At 73.4% G+C, this 17138-nt stretch carries 19 protein-coding genes and 1 other RNA gene; 11 read left to right on the top strand and 9 right to left on the bottom strand.

Annotation, left to right across the window (positions count from 1 at the left end):
- Positions 1-41: 41 nt before the first annotated feature.
- From rsgA to AA0005_RS15140, 3 genes are all read right to left on the bottom strand, one after another.
- Positions 42-1088, bottom strand: coding sequence for a ribosome small subunit-dependent GTPase A (gene rsgA, locus AA0005_RS15150; protein WP_413450961.1), 1047 nt, complete (start codon positions 1086-1088; stop codon positions 42-44).
- A gap of 11 nt (positions 1089-1099) precedes the next feature.
- Positions 1100-2437, bottom strand: a complete 1338-nt coding sequence (gene aroA, locus AA0005_RS15145) for a 3-phosphoshikimate 1-carboxyvinyltransferase (RefSeq protein ID WP_413450960.1) — start codon at positions 2435-2437, stop codon at positions 1100-1102.
- Between the two features lie 68 nt (positions 2438-2505).
- On the bottom strand, positions 2506-3021 hold the full coding sequence (locus AA0005_RS15140) for a DoxX family protein (protein WP_413450959.1): 516 nt from the start codon (positions 3019-3021) through the stop codon (positions 2506-2508).
- A gap of 101 nt (positions 3022-3122) precedes the next feature.
- On the opposite strand from AA0005_RS15140, the gene AA0005_RS15135 reads away from it, so the two are divergent.
- Together AA0005_RS15135 and rsrA are read left to right on the top strand one after the other, a co-directional pair.
- On the top strand, positions 3123-3824 hold the full coding sequence (locus AA0005_RS15135) for a sigma-70 family RNA polymerase sigma factor (RefSeq protein WP_413450958.1): 702 nt from the start codon (positions 3123-3125) through the stop codon (positions 3822-3824).
- Positions 3821-4102: a mycothiol system anti-sigma-R factor gene (gene rsrA / locus AA0005_RS15130; RefSeq protein WP_413450957.1), complete on the top strand. Its 282-nt coding sequence runs from the start codon at positions 3821-3823 to the stop codon at positions 4100-4102. The genes AA0005_RS15135 and rsrA overlap by 4 nt, the downstream gene beginning before the upstream one ends.
- A 64-nt stretch (positions 4103-4166) precedes the next feature.
- Here rsrA and AA0005_RS15125 read toward each other — a convergent pair whose 3' ends face one another.
- Positions 4167-4241, bottom strand: a complete 75-nt coding sequence (locus tag AA0005_RS15125) for a 50S ribosomal protein bL37 (protein WP_372435141.1) — start codon at positions 4239-4241, stop codon at positions 4167-4169.
- 115 nt (positions 4242-4356) lie between these two features.
- Between AA0005_RS15125 and AA0005_RS15120 the strand changes: the two genes are divergently transcribed.
- A complete protein-coding gene (locus AA0005_RS15120) occupies positions 4357-5328 on the top strand; it encodes a zinc-binding dehydrogenase (protein WP_413450956.1) in 972 nt (323 codons plus the stop codon).
- A 3-nt stretch (positions 5329-5331) separates the two neighbouring features.
- Here the strand turns inward: AA0005_RS15120 and AA0005_RS15115 are convergent, their stop codons facing one another.
- Complete coding sequence (locus AA0005_RS15115; protein ID WP_413450955.1) at positions 5332-5874, bottom strand: hypothetical protein; 543 nt, start codon at positions 5872-5874, stop codon at positions 5332-5334.
- A gap of 177 nt (positions 5875-6051) precedes the next feature.
- Here AA0005_RS15115 and smpB point away from each other — a divergent pair, with 177 nt between their 5' ends.
- The 4 genes from smpB to ssrA all read left to right on the top strand — a co-directional run bounded on the left by smpB (position 6052) and on the right by ssrA (position 9378).
- Complete coding sequence (smpB, locus tag AA0005_RS15110; protein ID WP_413450954.1) at positions 6052-6567, top strand: SsrA-binding protein SmpB; 516 nt, start codon at positions 6052-6054, stop codon at positions 6565-6567.
- The gene (locus tag AA0005_RS15105) at positions 6564-8423 is read left to right on the top strand and encodes a DUF2207 domain-containing protein (protein WP_413450953.1); all 1860 of its coding nucleotides are present in this window, start codon (positions 6564-6566) and stop codon (positions 8421-8423) included. Before smpB ends, AA0005_RS15105 begins: the two co-directional genes overlap by 4 nt.
- Positions 8424-8494: 71 nt before the next feature.
- Positions 8495-8914, top strand: coding sequence for a hypothetical protein (locus AA0005_RS15100; protein WP_413450952.1), 420 nt, complete (start codon positions 8495-8497; stop codon positions 8912-8914).
- A gap of 97 nt (positions 8915-9011) precedes the next feature.
- Positions 9012-9378, top strand: a transfer-messenger RNA (tmRNA) gene (gene ssrA / locus AA0005_RS15095).
- A 61-nt stretch (positions 9379-9439) separates the two neighbouring features.
- Here the strand turns inward: ssrA and AA0005_RS15090 are convergent.
- Positions 9440-9655 (bottom strand): DUF1918 domain-containing protein, encoded by a 216-nt coding sequence (locus AA0005_RS15090; protein ID WP_413450951.1) that lies wholly within the window; start codon positions 9653-9655, stop codon positions 9440-9442.
- Between the two features lie 115 nt (positions 9656-9770).
- Here AA0005_RS15090 and AA0005_RS15085 point away from each other — a divergent pair, with 115 nt between their 5' ends.
- Entirely contained in the window at positions 9771-10265 is a 495-nt protein-coding gene (locus tag AA0005_RS15085) for an N-acetyltransferase family protein (RefSeq protein WP_413450950.1), read from the top strand.
- A gap of 8 nt (positions 10266-10273) precedes the next feature.
- On the opposite strand, the gene AA0005_RS15080 is transcribed toward AA0005_RS15085, so the two are convergent.
- Both AA0005_RS15080 and AA0005_RS15075 read right to left on the bottom strand, forming a co-directional pair.
- Positions 10274-11149: an alpha/beta fold hydrolase gene (locus AA0005_RS15080; RefSeq protein WP_413450949.1), complete on the bottom strand. Its 876-nt coding sequence runs from the start codon at positions 11147-11149 to the stop codon at positions 10274-10276.
- Positions 11150-11241: 92 nt separating this feature from the next.
- Positions 11242-13443: a DUF222 domain-containing protein gene (locus AA0005_RS15075; RefSeq protein WP_413450948.1), complete on the bottom strand. Its 2202-nt coding sequence runs from the start codon at positions 13441-13443 to the stop codon at positions 11242-11244.
- Between the two features lie 279 nt (positions 13444-13722).
- Between AA0005_RS15075 and AA0005_RS15070 the strand changes: the two genes are divergently transcribed.
- Together AA0005_RS15070 and AA0005_RS15065 are read left to right on the top strand one after the other, a co-directional pair.
- Positions 13723-14580, top strand: coding sequence for a DUF72 domain-containing protein (locus AA0005_RS15070; RefSeq protein ID WP_413450947.1), 858 nt, complete (start codon positions 13723-13725; stop codon positions 14578-14580).
- Positions 14577-14990, top strand: coding sequence for a pilus assembly protein CpaE (locus AA0005_RS15065; RefSeq protein WP_413450946.1), 414 nt, complete (start codon positions 14577-14579; stop codon positions 14988-14990). Before AA0005_RS15070 ends, AA0005_RS15065 begins: the two co-directional genes overlap by 4 nt.
- A gap of 48 nt (positions 14991-15038) precedes the next feature.
- Here the strand turns inward: AA0005_RS15065 and AA0005_RS15060 are convergent, their stop codons facing one another.
- Positions 15039-15728: a DUF4352 domain-containing protein gene (locus tag AA0005_RS15060; RefSeq protein ID WP_413450945.1), complete on the bottom strand. Its 690-nt coding sequence runs from the start codon at positions 15726-15728 to the stop codon at positions 15039-15041.
- A gap of 169 nt (positions 15729-15897) precedes the next feature.
- On the opposite strand from AA0005_RS15060, the gene AA0005_RS15055 reads away from it, so the two are divergent.
- Positions 15898-17136 (top strand): sensor histidine kinase, encoded by a 1239-nt coding sequence (locus tag AA0005_RS15055; protein WP_413450944.1) that lies wholly within the window; start codon positions 15898-15900, stop codon positions 17134-17136.
- The last annotated feature ends 2 nt before the right edge of the window (positions 17137-17138 follow it).

Here is a 17138-nt window from a genome sequence, read left to right as displayed (position 1 = left end):
TCCGTCGGTTCGCGCCCAGCCTAGGTGGGAGCACCGACAGGCTACGGCGCCTCCGCGAGCGCGCTGGCCGAGCGCGCCGTCAGCAGCCGCCGGAAGGACTCGAGCCGTGCCTCGCCGGACGCGCCGGCCTCGCCGCGCTCCACCCAGGCGTCGAGCTCGCAGTCGAGCGTGCCCTCCTCGTGGTCGCAGCCCCGCGGGCACTCGGCGGCCACGGCGGCGAGGTCGGGGAAGCCGCGCAGGAGGTCGTCCGGGCCCACGTGCGCGAGCCCGAAGGAGCGCACGCCGGGGGTGTCGATCGCCCAGCCGCCGCCGGGCAGCTCGAGGGCGACGGCGCTGCTCGAGGTGTGGCGCCCGCGGCCCGTCACCTCGTTGACGACCCCCGTCGCGCGCCCCGCGCCGGGCACGAGCGCGTTGATGAGCGTCGACTTGCCGACGCCGGAGTGGCCGACGAGCACCGACTCGTGGCCGGTGACGACGTCCCGCACCGCGTCCAGCCCCTGCACCTCGCCGTCGACGACGGAGGTGATGACGGCGGGCACGTCGAGCGCCGCGTACTGCGCGAGGAAGGGCGCGGGGTCCGCGAGGTCCGCCTTGGTGAGGACGAGGACCGGCTCCATCCCGGCGTCGTAGGCCGCGACGAGGCAGCGGTCGACCATCCGGGGGCGCGGCGGCGGGTCGGCGAGGGCCGTGACGATGAGGAGACGGTCGGCGTTGGCGACGATGACGCGCTCGACGCCCGCCGCCTCGCTGTCCTCCGCCGAGCGGCGCAGCGCCGTCGCCCGCTCCTCGACGCGGACGATCCGCGCGAGGGTGTCGGGCGTGCCGCTCGTGTCACCCACGACGCCCACCCGGTCCCCGACGACGACGGCGTTGCGCGCCCCGCGTCCGAGCTCGCGTGCCTTCATCGCGACGAGGCGCACGCCGTCGGCGGTGAGGAGGGCGTAGCGGCCGCGGTCGACGGCCAGGACCCGCGCCTCGACGGCGTCCTCGTGCTGCGGCCGCTGCTTGGTCCGCGGCCGCGAGCCGCGCTTGGACGGACGGACACGGACGCGTTCGTCGTCCGTGCCGATGTCCCGCCGTCGGCTCATTCGCCCCTCCCTCAGCCGCGTCCGCCCGTCGCGACCATGTCGGTCCACATGCGGGTGAAGTCGGGCAGGGTCTTGGCGGTCGTCGCGACGTCGACGACCTCCGTGCCGGGCACGCGCAGGCCGACGACGGCGGCGAAGGTCGCCATCCGGTGGTCGTGGTAGGTCTCCAGCCGGGCGCCGCGCAGGGTGCCGGGCTCGATCTCCAGGCCGTCCTCCGTCTCGCGGGCGTGGCCGCCGAGCCGGTTGATCTCGGTGACGAGCGCGGCAAGGCGGTCGGTCTCGTGCCCGCGCAGGTGGGCGACGCCGCGCAGGCGGCTGGGCCCGTCGGCGAGCGTGCACAGGGCGGCGACGGTGGGGGTGAGCTCACCGGCGTCGTGCAGGTCGACGTCGACGGGGTCGATGGCCCCGGTGCCCGCGACCGTGAGGCCGGCCGGGCCGAGCTCGACCGAGGCACCCATCCGCACGAGCAGCTCGCGCAGCCGGTCACCGGCCTGGGTGGTGTGGGTGGGCCACCCGGGCACGCGCACCTTGCCGCCCGCGACGAGCGCGGCGGCGAGGAAGGGACCGGCGTTGGACAGGTCCGGCTCCACCGGGACCAGGCCGCCCGCGACGGGACCGGGGTGGACGAACCAGCGGGCGGGCTCGCCGTCGTCGCCGAGGGTGACGTCGACGACGACGCCGCGCTCGCGCAGCACCTCGACGGTCATCGCGGCGTGCGGCTGGCTCGGCATCGGGCCGACGCGCCGCAGGTCCAGGCCCTGCTCGAGGTGCGGGGCGACGAGGAGGAGGCCGGAGACGAACTGGCTGGATGCGCTGGCATCGACCTCGACGACGCCGCCGGGCAGGCCGCCGGTGCCGTGGACGGTGAAGGGCAGCGCGCCGCGGCCGTCGTCGTCGACCTGCGCACCGAGGTCGCGCAGCGCCTCGATGAGCGGGCCCATCGGGCGCTCGCGGGCGCGCGGGTCGCCGTCGAAGGTCACGGTGCCGTCGGCCAGGGCGGCGAGCGCGGGCACGAAGCGCATGACGGTGCCCGCCAGCCCGCAGTCCACCTGCGCGGGGCCGCGCAGCGGCGCGGGGTCGATGAGGAGGTCGGCGCCGTTCGCGTCGGGGCGGCCGTCCGCGTCGACGTGCTCCACGCGCACGCCGAGCGCCCGCAGCGCCTCGACCATGAGCACGGAGTCGCGCGAGTGCAGTGGCCGGCGCAGCTGGGTGGGCTCCGCGGCCAGGGCCGCGAGCAGGAGGTAACGGTTGGTCAGGGACTTCGAGCCGGGGACCGGGACGACGGCGTCGAGCGGGCCGGCGGCCACGGGGGCCGGCCAGGCGAGCTCGGACGTGGTCTGGGTTGACATGCCCTCGAGGGTAGCGGGCACGTCGGCTCGCCCAGGCCCTGGGCCCGGGCGAGCGGCGGGTGGTGTGGTCAGCTGAGCTTCGCCTTGAGGTCGGCCTTGGTCTCCTTGGCCGCCGCCCGGACCTCCCGCATCTTGGCCTTGTGGCCGCGGGTGTTGCTCGCGCGCCAGGCGAGGGAGGGCTTGCCGTCCCGGTCGAGGCCGGCGATGAGCAGGCCGCCCACGAGGCTGGCGCCGGTGAGCAGGCCGCGGCGCATCTCCTTCTTGCGCTCGCGGCTGGTCGCCGTCCAGAAGGGGTTGTTGACCAGGGTGACCGGCACGGTCATCGCGGCGAGGGTGAGCGCGGCGGTGCGGGGACGGCGGTTGGTGGCCAGCATGAGGCCGGCGACCGCGGTGATGCCGCCGCTCACCCGGACGAGCAGGCGGGTGTCGGAGGCGATGGACGGCGGGATGCCCGCCTTCTCGAGGGCCGGTTCGACCTTGCGGAAGCGCTCGACGTGCGAGTCCGGGTGCATGAGCGCGTCGACCCCGGTGGCGACGAAGGACGAGGCGAGCAGCGGGCGGGCGAGGCGGCGGGAGATGCTCATGGACCATTGCTACCGCAATCTTCTCGTCGCGGCGAGTGGTGCGGGTCACCGTGTTCGGTGGGCCGTGGAATGTCCGGCGCCCCTCGTCGGTTGCACCCGGCATGACCTGCGTGACCACTGCCCTCGACCAGTCCGCGGACCGGCTCCTGACCCGCGGTCCGGGGCCCGGCGGACTAGGCTCGTGGGTGATGACCGAGGACCGAGACCTGGACCGCGCACCCGAGACGGAGAGTGACGCGGAACGAGCCGCGCGCTTCGAGGCGGACGCGCTGCCCTACCTCGACCAGCTCTACGGCGCGGCCATGCGGATGACGCGCAACCCGGCGGACGCCGAGGACCTCGTCCAGGAGGCCTTCACCAAGGCCTACGCCGCCTTCCACCAGTACCGCCCGGGCACGAACCTCAAGGCCTGGCTGTACCGCATCCTCACGAACACCTTCATCAACACGTACCGCAAGAAGCAGCGCCAGCCCCTGCAGTCCGACGCGGACAGCGTCGAGGACTGGCAGATCGCCCGCGCTGCCTCCCACACCTCCCAGGGCTTGCGCTCGGCGGAGATGGAGGCGATGGACCGGCTCCCGGACTCCGAGATCAGGGACGCGCTCATGGAGCTGCCGGAGGACTTCCGCATCGCCGTCTACCTCGCCGACGTCGAGGGCTTCGCCTACAAGGAGATCGCCGAGATCATGTCGACCCCCATCGGGACCGTCATGTCGCGGCTGCACCGAGGCCGCCGCCAGCTGCGCGAGCGGCTCGCCGACCACGCCCGCGAGCTGGGCATGAGGACCGAGGCGACAAAGTGACCGAGCACACCGACCCGCTCCAGGACATCGACGCCTGCCGCTGCGAGGAGCTCCTCGAGCACCTCTTCGAGTTCGTCGACTCCGAGATGAACGAGCACGACCGCGAGCGGCTGCGCCGTCACCTCGACGAGTGCCCCACCTGCCGCGAGGCGACCGACGCCGAGACCCGCGTGCGGCTGCTCCTGCGCCGCTCGTGCCAGGAGATCGCGCCGTCGACGCTGCGCATGCGCGTCATCACGCAGATCAGCGTGCTGCGCTCGGGCGGCTCCGCCGTCTGAGTCGCCCGGGCCCGGGCATGCGAAAGGGCCGGCCACCCGGGCCGACCCTTTCCCCTTGCCAGCCTCAGCTGTTGGGGCGCTTGCCGTGGTTCGCACCGCTCTTGGCGCGTGCCTTGCGCTTGCGTCCGCGCTTGCTCATGTTGACTCCCTGACGATCGAGCACCCGTTCCGGGTGGGTACAGCGAACCATCGTCCCACATCCTCGCCACCCGCGTGAGACGCGGTGGACGACGACGGCGTGGCAGGCTGGGTCCATGCTCGCCGCCTACGCCGCCGGTCAGGACACCGAGAACCCGCTGAGCGGGCTCGTCGTGGGCGAGGTCGCCGATCCAGGTCCGCCGCACCCCGGCTGGGTGCCGGTGCGGGTACGCGCGACCGCCCTCAACCACCACGACCTGTGGTCGCTGCGCGGGGTCGGCCTGCCCGCCGACCGGCTCCCGATGGTCCTCGGCTGCGACGCCGCCGGCACCGACCCCGACGGGCGGGAGGTGATCGTCCACGCCGTCGTCGGCGACCCACTGTGGCGCGGCGACGAGACGCTCGACCCCGCGCGCACGCTCCTGTCGGAGAAGTACCCGGGCACGCTGGCGCAGACCGTGTGGGTGCCGCCGGGCAATCTCGTGCCCAAGCCCGCGGAGCTCAGCTGGGCGGAGGCCGCGAGCCTCCCCACTGCCTACCTCACCGCCTACCGGCTGCTGTTCACCGCCGCGGGACTGCGCCCGGGCCAGCGGGTGCTCGTCCAGGGCGCCGGGGGCGGGGTGGCGACGGCCGCGGTGATCCTCGGCCGCGCGGCCGGCCTGCAGGTGTGGGTGTGCGGCCGCGACGAGGCCCGCAACGAGCGGGCCCGCGAGCTCGGCGCGCACGCCGTCTTCCCCAGCGGGGCGCGGCTGCCGGGCCAGGTCGACGCCGTCGTCGAGACGGTGGGGGAGGCAACGTGGGCGCACTCGCTTCGCGTGCTGCGGCCCGGCGGGACGATCGCGGTGGCCGGCGCGACGAGCGGGGCCATGCCGCCCGCCGAGCTCAACCGGGTCTTCTTCCGCAGCGTGCGGGTCGTCGGCTCGACGATGGGCACGCTCGAGGAGCTGACGTGGCTCACGTCCATGCTCGTCGCCTCCGGTGCCCGGCCGCTGGTCGACGAGGTCCTGCCTCTCGCGGAGGCGGCGCGCGCCTTCGAGCGGCTGCACCGCGGGGACGTCTTCGGCAAGCTCGTGCTCGAGCTGCCCTGAGCCCTACTGCTGCGCGGCGGCGTATCGCAGCAGCCCGAGGCCGAGCGTGGCCACGCCCTGGAAGCAGAAGCTCTGTGCGCCCAGCTGCACCCGGCTGAGGCAGCGCGCGCCCCAGGTGAGCAGGTGGTCGTGGACGAGCGCGTGGCGCGCGGCCTGGTCCTCGCGGCCCGGCGGGAGCTCGAGCAGCGCGGCCCAGGCGCGCAGCGCGGCGGTGAGGTCGGGGGGCCCGGTGACGGCGACCCGGGCCAGCAGCCCGGCGAGGTCCGGTGCGACGAGGTCGGGCGCGGCGAGCGGCGCGACCGGCGGGCGGCCGGGGCCGCCGAGGAAGAGGCGCTGGTGGTCGGCGAGCAGCCGCTCGGGCTGCTCGGCGGAGAGGCGCGACTCGGCGAGCAGCGCGACGCCGCGCAGGGACTCCGGGTCGTGCACCGGCCAGTTGACCTCGTGGAGCCGGTCGAAGGCGGCGGGCCCGGGGGACCCGATGACGCGCGCGACGGCGGTCACGGCCGTGCCGACCGCGTGGGGACTGCTGAGCACCTGCTGACTCATGGCCGATCTCCCCCTTCCAGCGACCATCCTCGCGCCCCCGTCCCTGTCCGCCCTGGGCCGAACGACCCTGGCGGGTGGCTGGGCCGCCGGAATGACGACGACGGCGGGCCCGCCGCTGGACTACGCTGGAACGCCGCGGCCCGGCCGCGCGCGAACCACCCAGCAGAAGGAGCCCCGGTGTCCCCGACCAAGCCACGCAAGCCCACTGCGGCTGAGAAGGCCAAGGCCGAGGCGGACAAGCGCACCGTGGTGGCCCGCAACAAGAAGGCCCGGTACGACTACCACATCGACGAGACCTTCGAGGCGGGGCTCGTCCTCACGGGCACCGAGGTGAAGTCGCTGCGCATGGGCCGCGCCTCCCTCGTGGACGGCTGGGTCGAGTTCGACCGCGGCGAGGCCTGGCTCCAGGGTGTCCACATCCCGGAGTACAGCCAGGGCACGTGGACCAACCACTCGGTGCGACGCAAGCGCAAGCTCCTGCTGCACCGCGCGGAGCTGGACAAGCTCGTGGGCAAGAGCAAGGACAAGGGCCACACGGTCGTGCCGCTCGAGCTCTACTTCATCCGCGGGCGTGCCAAGGTGCTCGTCGCCCTGGCCCGAGGCAAGAAGGAGTACGACAAGCGCCACGCGCTGCGCGAGCAGCAGGACCAGCGTGAGGCCCAGCGGGCCATGAGCCTGCGCACCAACCGATGAGCCTGGTGCGCCGCGGCGCGTCCGTCCTCGCCCTCGGCCTCCTTCTCGGCCTGCTCACCCTCACGCTGCTCGCCCCGCCCGCCCGCGCGGACGACTCCGTGGGGCACATCTCCCGCCTCGACGTCGCCGCCACCGTCGACGCCGACGGCGGCACGGTGGGCGTCGAGCTCGACCTCACCTACGACTTCGGCGACGACGAGGCGCACGGCCCGTTCCTCGTCCTCGCCGAGCTGCAGGAGATCGCCGACGACCCCGACAGGTACCGCCGGCTGACGGTCAGTGACGTCACCGCCGAGTCGCCCACCGGCGCGCCCGCGGACGTGCGGGTGGAGCGGGACGGCGGCGCCGTCCAGCTCTACATCGGCGACGAGGACGTCGAGGTCACCGGCGCCCACGACTACCGCATCACCTACACCGTGGACGGGCTGCCCAACCCGGAGGTCACCGGCCCCGACGGCACCGTCCGCGACGAGCTGTACTGGAACGTCGTCGCCCCCGGCGGCTTCGACATCCCCATCGAGGACATCACCGTCTCGATCACCGGCCCGGTCCCCACCGAGGTCGGCGGGTGCTACGTGGGGCGGACCGGCTCGGACACCGCGTGCGACGGCGACGGCCAGGCTCGCGGGGAGCGCGTCGACTTCTTCCACGGGCGCCTCGACGAGGGCGAGGGGCTGAGCGTGGCGGTCGGCTGGCCCGCCGGCACGCTCGTCGACGCCAAGCCGGTCTACGAGCCGCGCCGTACCTGGTCCAACACCTTCCAGATCGACGGGCTCACCGGTGGCGCGGCGGGACTGGCCACGGTGCTGGGAGCGGGTGCCGCCGTCGTCGTCGCCTCGCGGCGCGGACGCGACGAGGCCTACCTCGACCTCACGCCCGGGCTCGTCGCCGCGGACGGGGGAGCGGGCACCGTCGGGAAGGTGCGCCGCCGTCAGCCCGTCGCCGTGCGCTTCACCCCGCCCGACGACGTCCGGCCCGGTGAGGTCGGCACCCTCCACGACGAGTACGCCGACCTCCGCGACGTCTCGGCCACGCTCGTCGACCTCGCCGTGCGCGGCTACCTCCGCATCGAGGAGGTCGCGCCGGAGAAGGACGACGACGTGAGCGACTGGCGGCTCGTCCCGCTGCGCGACTGGTCGGAGGGGCTCGAGGCCTACGAGCGCGAGCTCCTCGACGCGCTCATGCCGGAGGGGAAGGCGGTGACGCTCTCGGACCTGGGCGCCGACTACGCCACCGCCGTCGCCAGGACGCAGGAGGCGCTGTACCGCACCGTCACCGAGCGCGGCTGGTTCCGCGGGTCGCCGCTCGCGGTGCGCAACCGCTGGCTCGTCGGCGGGCTCGGGCTGGTGGGGCTGGGGATGCTCGTCACACTCGCCCTCGTCCTGCTGCGGTGGCCCGCGGTGCTCGGCATCCCGCTGCTCGTCGTCGGCCTGGTGGTCGCCGTCGTCGCCTTCGCCGTCCCGGCGCGGACGGCTGCGGGCACGGCGGTGCTCGCGCAGACACTCGGCTTCCGTCAGTACCTCGCGACCGCCGAGGCGGAGCAGATCCGCTTCGAGGAGGGGCAGGACGTCTTCTCGCGCTACCTGCCCTACGCGATCGTCTTCGGGCTCACCGAGCGGTGGGCGCAGATCCTCGCGGACGTCGCGGCCCGCGGTCAGGTGAGCGAGCCGGACTGGTACGTGCCGGTCAACGCGGGTGTCCTCTGGTGGACCCAGCCGGCACTGTTCGCCGGGTCGGTGGGCGCCTTCGCCGAGGCGGCGTCCTCCGCCGTCAGCACGGCCGGCTCCAGCAGCAGCTCGGGCTTCTCCGGCTCGGTGGGCGGCGGGGGCGGCGGCATGGGCGGCGGCAGCTGGTAGCGCGCGGCCGGGAGGTCTGGCGGACAATGGGGATCTGGACCCGTACCGCACCGAGCAAAGGGAAGACCACCATGGGGATCAAGCTTCGTCACGTGCCGCCGCGCCTCGCCGCGGGGGCCTTCATCCTCAACTCCGGGCTGAACAAGCGCGGCCTCGACGAGGAGTCCGCCGCCGGGCTGCAGGCGATGGCTGTCAACGGCGTCCCGCAGCTCAAGGACATGTCCCCGAAGGACTTCGGCAAGCTCGTGAGCACCGGGGAGATCGCGCTCGGCGCCGCCCTGCTGCTGCCCGTCGTGCCGAGCGCGCTCGCCGGCCTGGGCCTGACCGCGTTCTCCGCGGGCCTGGTGCGCATGTACCTCAAGACCCCGGGGATGACCGAGGCCGACGGCATCCGTCCCACGAGCGACGGCACGGGGCTGGCCAAGGACGTGTGGCTGCTCGGGATCGGGCTCGGGCTCGTCGTCGACGCGCTCACCTCGCGCAAGAAGTAGCGGCCCGCCAACCACCGGCCGGGAATAGACCTGACCAGGTCCCGGTTGGGACGTATGATGGATGCGCCGGCTCCGGCCGGTGGTTGACAACTCCACAGGGGATGATCGGTTTCGACGACGGTCGTCGTGCCAGAGGAAGCGGGTCGAGGATGCAGAGTTATCTCGATAACGCCCTCTGCAAACCAATAGGTGCCGATTCCAAGCGCACCGACTTCGCCCTCGCCGCCTGAGCGAGCCTCGAAGTCCGTCAGCCCGGGCTAGCTCTCGACCCGGTTCCTGGCGTCAGCTAGAGAGCCACTGCTCGTAGCCCTCGTCATCGGGGTTACGGGGACTTCTAGATGACTGAGCCCGTCAGCTGCTTGTCTGCGTGACAGCTGGGGCCGAGAAAATCGCAGCAGACTGCACCCGGAGAAGCTCTGGTTCCACGCCGTCGGACGCGGGTTCGATTCCCGCCATCTCCACCATCCCTGTGCCCGAAGGCCGCCTCCCAGGAGGCGGCCTTCGGCATGTCCGGGCACCTTGCGGTCAGGTGTCTGCGGAGACCCGTTCCCCGGCCCCGCCGTGACGCACGACGGTGTCGGAGCCCGGGAAGAACAGCGACTCGGTCCCCGAGTCGCCCCATCGCACGAGGTACGGCGGGCCGCCGTCGGGGCCGCGGGCCGCGACGACCTCCCCCTCACGCTCGCGGCCGCCCACGTGTGTGGCGTGGACGACGATCCGGTCCCCTGGCTGGACAGACATCTCGCTCACCTCCGTCGGCAGCGACGGCACTGCCGGTCCTTCCCATGGTGCCCGAGCCCGGGCGGGGAGGGAAGGGGGTCCGCGCCCGCCCGGTCGCCGACCTACCCTCGTCCCCATGAGCGACGAGATCCTCGTGCGTCCGGCCACCTCGGAGGACTGGCCCGGCATCTGGCGCGCCCTCGAGCCCGTGCTGCGTGCGGGCGAGACCTATACCTACCCCCGGGACATCAGCGAGGCCGACGCCCGGGAGGCATGGACCGCCGGTGCCGCCGTGCTCGTCGCCGTCGGCGCCGACGGCACCGTGCTCGGCACCGCCAGGTACCTGCCCAACCACCCCGGCGCGGGGGCGCACATCGCCAACGCGAGCTTCGTCGTCGCCCCCGAGGCCGGCGGGCGAGGCGTCGGTCGTGCCCTCGCCCACGCCGTCCTCGAGGCTGCTCGCGCGGACGGCTACCGGGCGATGCAGTTCAACGCCGTTGTCGAGACCAACGAGCGTGCGGTCGGGCTGTGGAGGTCACTCGGCTTCGCCGTGCTGGCGACGGTGCCCGAGGCCTTCGACCACCCGCGCCACGGGCTCGTCGGCCTGCACATCATGCACCGCACGCTCTGAGCGACGGGCTAGCTCGCGAGCACCTCGCGCAGCTTGGCGGCGAAGGCCTCCGGTTCGCCCGTCTGGCCGTACTCGCCGCCCATGAAGCCGCTGTGGCCGCTCGGGAAGACCGCGAGCTCGACGCCGAGCTGCTCGGCGAGCGACGCCGTCGTCCGCCACGTCACCATCCCGTTGCTCTCGATGCCGGCGGCGGGTACGACTCGAGCCCCGGAGGCCTTGAGGGCGGCGATGTCCGGCTGGTAGCGGATGATCCCCAGTGCAACGCCGGACAGGAGCGGGTCGTCCCGTGAGCCGTCGTCCTCGCTGGGCATGCCGAACATGGCGGGGTCCGGGAAGTCCGTGCCGAAGTCCTCGGGGAACTCGCCCTGCCAGGAGGTCGTCGCGATGAAGGCGGCCATGCCCCAGCCCCAGCCGCGCTCCTCGTACACCGACATGACCCGGCCCCACGCCCCCAGCGCGCGGTCCGCGTCCGGCAGCAGGAGCAGGGCCGGCGGCTCGTGGGCGACGACGGTCCGGACGTCCTCGGGGAAGGTCTCCGTGAGGCACAGCGCCGTCACGGCACCGCCGCTGCTGCCGAGGAGGTCGACCGGGCCGGCGCCCAGCGCGGAGATGACACGGTGGACGTCGTCGGCCTGCTGCTCGGGCGTCTGGATCTCGCTGCCGTCGTGGCGCACGCTGCGGCCCAGCCCGCGGGGGTCGTAGGTGACGACCGTCCGGTCCGGGAAGTACGAGGCGAGCGTCGTGAAGCCGACGGCGTCCATGGGCTGGCCGATGAGGACGAGCGGGGGAGCGCCGTCGGCGGTCGGAAGAGGCCCGCGGACGTCGTAGGTGAGGGTGGCGCCCGGGACGTCCAGGGTGCGGGTCTCGACGGTCGTCGTGGTCATCGTGCTCTCCTGTCGAAAGTGCTGGCGGTGGCCAGGGGTGGCGCACTGCCGCTACCGACCAGCGACACCTGCGGAACTCATCGCTGCTGTCGCTAGAAGGGCGGTGCGGCTGTGGCCCAGGCGACCTCTGGCTTCGGTGCCTGCTCCGTCGGTGCGGTGTCCTCTGCCCAGTGGGCGAGGGGGTCCTCGCCGATGGAGATGGCCGCGAGGATGGTGTCGATGGTGGCGGGGTCGACGGGCCGGTTGTGGCGTTCGGAGTTCTTGACGAGCTGGCGGAGCTTTGTTGCGGTGTGGCGGGGGAGGGGGATGGTGGTGCCGTCGGGGCGGCGGAGGTAGCCGTGGCCGGTGGGGGTGGTCCAGGCGTAGGTGCGGTCGGTGGCGTAGGCGACGGTGAGGGCGCCGATGGTTTTGGCGCGGTGGTCGGTGGTGCACTGGGGGCCGAGGTTGTCGGCGGAGGTGGTTCCGCCGTGGTGCCATTCGTGGATGTGGTCGAGGTCGGCGGTGCGGGCGGGGTGGGTGCAGCCGGGGACGATGCAGGTGCGGTCGCGGTGGCGGACGTGGTCGGCGATCGCGGCGGGTGGTTGGTAGCGGGTGCGTCCGACGTCCAGGACCTGGCCGGTGGCGGGGTCGGTGAGCAGGCGGCGCCAGGTGCCGCCGGTGGCGAGGGCGCGGGCGATGATGGGTGGGATGGGTCCGTAGCCGTCGAGCTCGGCGACGGGTTCGGGGTCGCGGTCCAGGGCGGTGACACCGGGCTGGCGGGGTTGGGGCTGTAGGACGTTGAGGGGGATCAGGACGCCGATGTCGGCGCGTCCGCCGCCGATCATGCCGACCCGGATGGTGGGCAGAGCTCCGCCGGGGAGCCGGTGACCGGGCAGAGGTGGACCGTCGACCACGCGTCGTGGAGCGGGGGTGGCCGGTGGAGCTGGATCCCCGGCAGGCGGCGGCGGGTTGCCGGGCGGTGCTGCCAGGCCAGACGGTGATGCCTGGTCCAGTGGAGATGCGTCAGCGGCGCTTGGCGGTTCTGTATCCGAGGGCGTCGAGTCCGCGATGTCCGGCGGCGGTGCGTCCGCGGTCGGCAGCGGGGCGGGATCCGTCGACGGTGTGTCCACGGTAGTCAGCGGGGCGGGATCCGGCGGCGGTGTGTTCGCAGCCGTCAGTGGGGCGGGATCCGAAGGGGGCGCGTCCGCCGATGTCAGCGGGACGAGATCCGAAGGCGGCGCGTCTGCGGTGCTCGGTGCGTCAGTGACGGTTGGCGGTGTCGCGTTCTCCGAGGGCTCGGCAGTCAAGGACGCCGTGTCCGAGGGCTGCGGTCGCGAGTCGTCGGCGGAGGGCTGTGTGGCTGTGCCGGCCTGTGCGGTGTGGTCCTGGCAGCCGCAGGGGCAGTGGTGGTTGGCGTGGGGGCCGATGTAGCCCAGGGTCAGGGCGGTGTGGGCCATGAGGGCGAGGCTGTCGGCGCGCAGCTGGTCCAGGGTGCGGGCGTCGCCGTTGTGTTTGGCTGCGCGGGCGGAGGCGTCCAGGGCGAGGTCCATGGCGATGGCGTCGGCGGCGGGGAGGCGGGCGGAGAGGATGGCCATGCCGTCGGGCAGGGGGCGGGGGCGGTAGACGCAGCGTTGCTGGCGGGCGGCGATGTGGCGCTGGTCGGCGGAGTCGGGGTCCACGGCGATGACGGCCTTTTCCAGGTCCTGCTGGACCTGGCGCAGGGTGCGGCCGGGTGCTTTGGGCAGGACGTCCCACTGGGCGGCGAGGGCGACCTCGGCGGGCAGCTTGGTCAGGGTGGTGATGATGGCCTGGGCGCGGGGCCAGTCGATGAGGCCGCGCTCGAGGAGCTCACCGGTGGGCTCGAACATCCCGTCGAAGGCGCGTCCGCAGGCGGCCATCTTGGTGGCGGCCTGTTTGGTGATTCGGAGCCGCATGGACAGCTCCTGGCCCACGACCGACTCACCGCGGGTGTGGCCGGGGGTGTCACTCGGCCAGGTGGGGTTGAGGGAGTCGCGTTCGGCGAGGACCGCGGCGGCGCGGGCGGCCTGGGCGGCGGACCAGGCCTCCATGCGCTTGTGGGCGGCGATGACCTCGACGAGGGAGAAGTCGTCGACCTCGGTGGGGTCGATGGCCCGCAGCAGCGTGGACAGCCGCTCACTCGGCTCCAGGGGTGCGAGGAAGTCACCCAGGGCCCCGGGCTGGGGCAGCAGCTCGGCCAGCACGGCCCGTGCCCAGGTGGGCGGCTGGAGAGTCTCGCCCATGGGGAGCGCGACCTGTACCCGCTCGGCGACGGGCGGGTCGGCAACGGGCGTCACCTCAGGGGAGGAGGGGCGGCCGGCACGCTCACGCGCCGGCTTGGGTTCGAGGCTAGACGAGTCCGAAGAGAGGAAGTCGGACCAGCGGAACGAGAGGATCCGCCACCCGGGGCGCTGTTGCGCTGCGCCGCCCTGCCCGGTCTCCTCGTCGGCCATCCTGTCACCTCCTCATTGCCACTATGATATAGAACACACGTTCGAATAGCAAGGGCCTGTGGAGAGTCCAATAGGACACTCGCCAGCGAGCAAGCGAGCCTGGCCCTCCATACACTCGCTCGCATGGCCGAGGTGCGGATCGGCGTGTCCGGGTGGCGCTACGCGCCCTGGCGCGGGGACTTCTACCCGTCCGGGCTCGCCCAGCGCCGGGAGCTCGAGTACATCGGACAGACCTTCCCCACGGTGGAGCTCAACGGCTCGTTCTACTCCCTCCAGCGGCCCGAGTCCTATGTGCGCTGGCGTGAGAGCACCCCGCCCGGATTCACCTTCGCCCTCAAGGGCGGTCGCTTCATCACCCACTTCAAGGCGCTGCAGGACGTCGAGGTGCCGCTCGCCAACTTCTTCGCCTCGGGTGTCCTGGCACTGGAGGACCGGCTCGGCCCGTTCCTGTGGCAGCTGCCCGCCCGACAGCAGCTCGACCTCGACCGGGTCGCCGCCTTCCTCGAGCTGCTGCCCACGACCACGACGCAGGCCGCGCAGCTCGCCGAGCGGCACGACGAGCGCCTCGACAACCGTGCCTGGACGACGACGGACGCCGACCGTCCGCTCCGCCACGCCCTGGAAGTCCGTCACGAGAGCTACGCGGATCCCGCCTTCCACGAGCTGCTGCGGGAGCACGACGCCGGTCTCGTCGTCTCCGACGGCGGCGCGAGCTGGCCCGTGTTCGAGGACGTCACCGCCACGCTCGTCTACGTCCGCCTCCACGGCGCGACGGAGCTGTACGTCAGCGGCTACGACGAGCCGGCGCTCCAGTCCTGGGCCGCGAAGGTGAGGGCCTGGTACGAGGCGGGGCACGACGTCGTCGTCTACTTCGACAACGACGCGAAGGTGCGCGCGCCCTTCGACGCGCTCGCCCTCACCGAGATGCTGGCGGACATCGCAGAGCGCCCCGCCGCCGCGGTAGGCACACTGGGTGGATGATCAGCGACCACCTCGCCCGCGAGCTCGAACAGGCCGGCCTGCGCTGGGACCCCGCGCCCGGCGACCGGTTCCGCATCAAGGCGGAGGAGCTCTCCGAGGACGTCTTCATCCTCTCCCACATGGTCATCGAGGCCCGGACCTACGACACCGGCACCGTGCTCAACTTCAACGGCACCACCGAGTGGGCGTTGGACAACGTCGACCAGGACGACGCGCTGTGGCTCCCGCGTGAGGACCAGCTGCGGGACTTCCTCGGCGGCACCTTCCGCAGCATGGAGCGGGTCGACGGCGAGTACGTCGTCACCACCGCGGGCGCCGACGGCGGCACGAGCACCCACCGGGCCGCCGACGTCGAGGACGCCTACGCGGCGGCCCTGCTCGAGCTGGTGGAGCGCGCGGTCTCGGCGTAGCCACGGCCCGGAGCCCTGACAGGGGGCTCCGGGCCGCGGGGCTGTGCGTCAGCCGGCCAGGCTGACCGTGACGCCGCCGGAGAACATCGAGTCGTGCAGCTCGATCGCGGTCGGCTGGGCGTCGGCGGGGATGTCGAAGACGACGATCCCCTCGACCGAGTTGCCGGGGTTGATGTCGTTGAGGAAGGTGTCGGACCCGTCGAGGTAGATGGCCGCCGAGCCGTTGGCCGAGTGCTCGCGGCCCTGGTCGTCGATGAGGGTCTGGTTGCTGCCGTCGAGCATCTGCGCCTCGTCGCCGATGTTGCTCACGGTCAGGTGCACCAGCACGAACTGCCCCTGGGCCTGCTCGTTGAGGAACTCGTCACCGACCTCGCTGACGCCGGTCTCGACCTGCGTGACGGTGAACTCGAACTTGCCGTCCCGGACCGCGTCGCCGACCCCGGCCTCGGCGGCAGCCGGCTCCTCCTGCTCGTCGGCAGGCGCCGCGTCGTCGGCGGGCGCAGCATCGCCATCCGCAGGCGGGGCCGCCGGCTCCGTACCAGCGGACGGTGCGTCGTCGTCCCCGCCCCCGAGAGCGCCGACGACGACGAAGAGCGCGACGACCGCCAGCACGGCGGTGAGGATCTTGTGCCGGGCGAACCAGCTCCGCTGCTTCCGGGGCTCGGGCGCCTGCGGCGTCCCGGGGGTGGCGTAGGCGCCGGGACCGTGGGGGAAGGTCTGGCCGTCGGTGTGGTTCATCGTGTCCTCCTGCGTGGTGGGGCGTGTGACCACCAGCGAACTCGACCCGGCCCCGTCGCCACATCGGCCGACTGCCTACCGTTGGGTAACCGATCGGCCAGGGCGCGCCACGCTGCGACTGGCCGGTCGGCGGTGCCGGAGCGTCGTAGGCGTTGCATACGGTGTGCCCATGGAGCGACGTGGGCAGGTCCCGGAGCGGCGCGCCCCGTGGTGGCGCACCGTCCTGTGGGGCACCCTGTGCGCGTTCATGTCGCTGATGAGCTTCGTCTTCTCCGAGACCGGGCAGCGCGCAGACGAGGGGGCGGCGATCATTGCCCTCACCGGCTTCTTCGTCTCCCTCGGTCTTCCGCTGGTCCTCCTGTGGCGGCACCGCGCGCCCTACGCCGTGACCCTCACGGCCGCCGCCACCGCGGTGGTCCTCCCGGTGGGGACCTGGACGGCGCTCGTCGCCCTCGGCTCCCTCGTCTCCCGCAGACGCGGTCCCGACGTGTGGTGGACGACGGCGGCCGTCGCCGTGGCCACGGGCGTCACCGTGGTCCGGGACGCAGCCGGCAGCACGTCGGCCTCGTCCCTCCTCAAGACCTTCCTCGCGCCCGCCGGAGCCGAGCCCGGCGCCGCGGTCACGCTCGGGTGGTGGGTGGCGCCCCTCTTCCTCGGGCTCGGCATGGCGGTAGCGGTCGGCGCCGGCCTCGCCGTCCGTGCCCACCGGGAGGCCGCGGTGTCCGCCGGCCAGGTGAGCGCCGCCGAGCAGATGACCGTCCGCCTCGACGACCAGCTCGCCCGCCAGCGCGAGCGTGAGCGCATCGGGCGCGAGGTGCACGACGTCCTGGGGCACCGCCTCTCCCTGCTCAACCTGCACGCCGGCGCCCTCGAGGCGCACGCCCCGGCGGACGGCCCGCTGCGCGACAGCGCCCGGCTGGTCCGGGAGGGCGCGGCCCGCTCGATGGCGGACCTGCGCTCCCTGCTCGCCATGCTCAACGAGCCGCTCGACACCGAGCCGGCCGAGCCCGACCTCTCGCTCGTCGACCTGCCGGCGATGATCGGCGAGACCGTCGACGCCGGCCTGCCGGTGAGCTCCTCCGTGTTCATCGACGGCGCCGAGCGCGCGGACCCGGCACTGGCCCGGGCCGTCTACCGGATCGTCCAGGAGCTCCTCACCAACGCCCGCCGTCATGCCGAGGGCAGACCGGTGCGCCTCGACGTCCACGGCGGCCCGAGCACCGGTATGCACATCGACTCCCGCAACCCCTACGTCCCCGGCCCGTCGGCCGGCGGGGGAGGGCAGGGGCTGCGGGGGATCGCCGAGCGCGTCGAGCTCCTCGGCGGGGACCTCGCCTACGGCCTGGACGACGACGGCCGCACCTTCCGCGTCACCGTCCGCCTGCCGTGGCGCGAGGCGGGTGCCTGACC

Source organism: Georgenia phoenicis (assembly GCF_047302425.1).
Lineage (GTDB): Bacteria > Actinomycetota > Actinomycetes > Actinomycetales > Actinomycetaceae > Oceanitalea.
The sequence above is the reverse complement of the archived record's forward strand: the minus strand, read 5'-3'. Positions and strand labels throughout refer to the sequence as shown.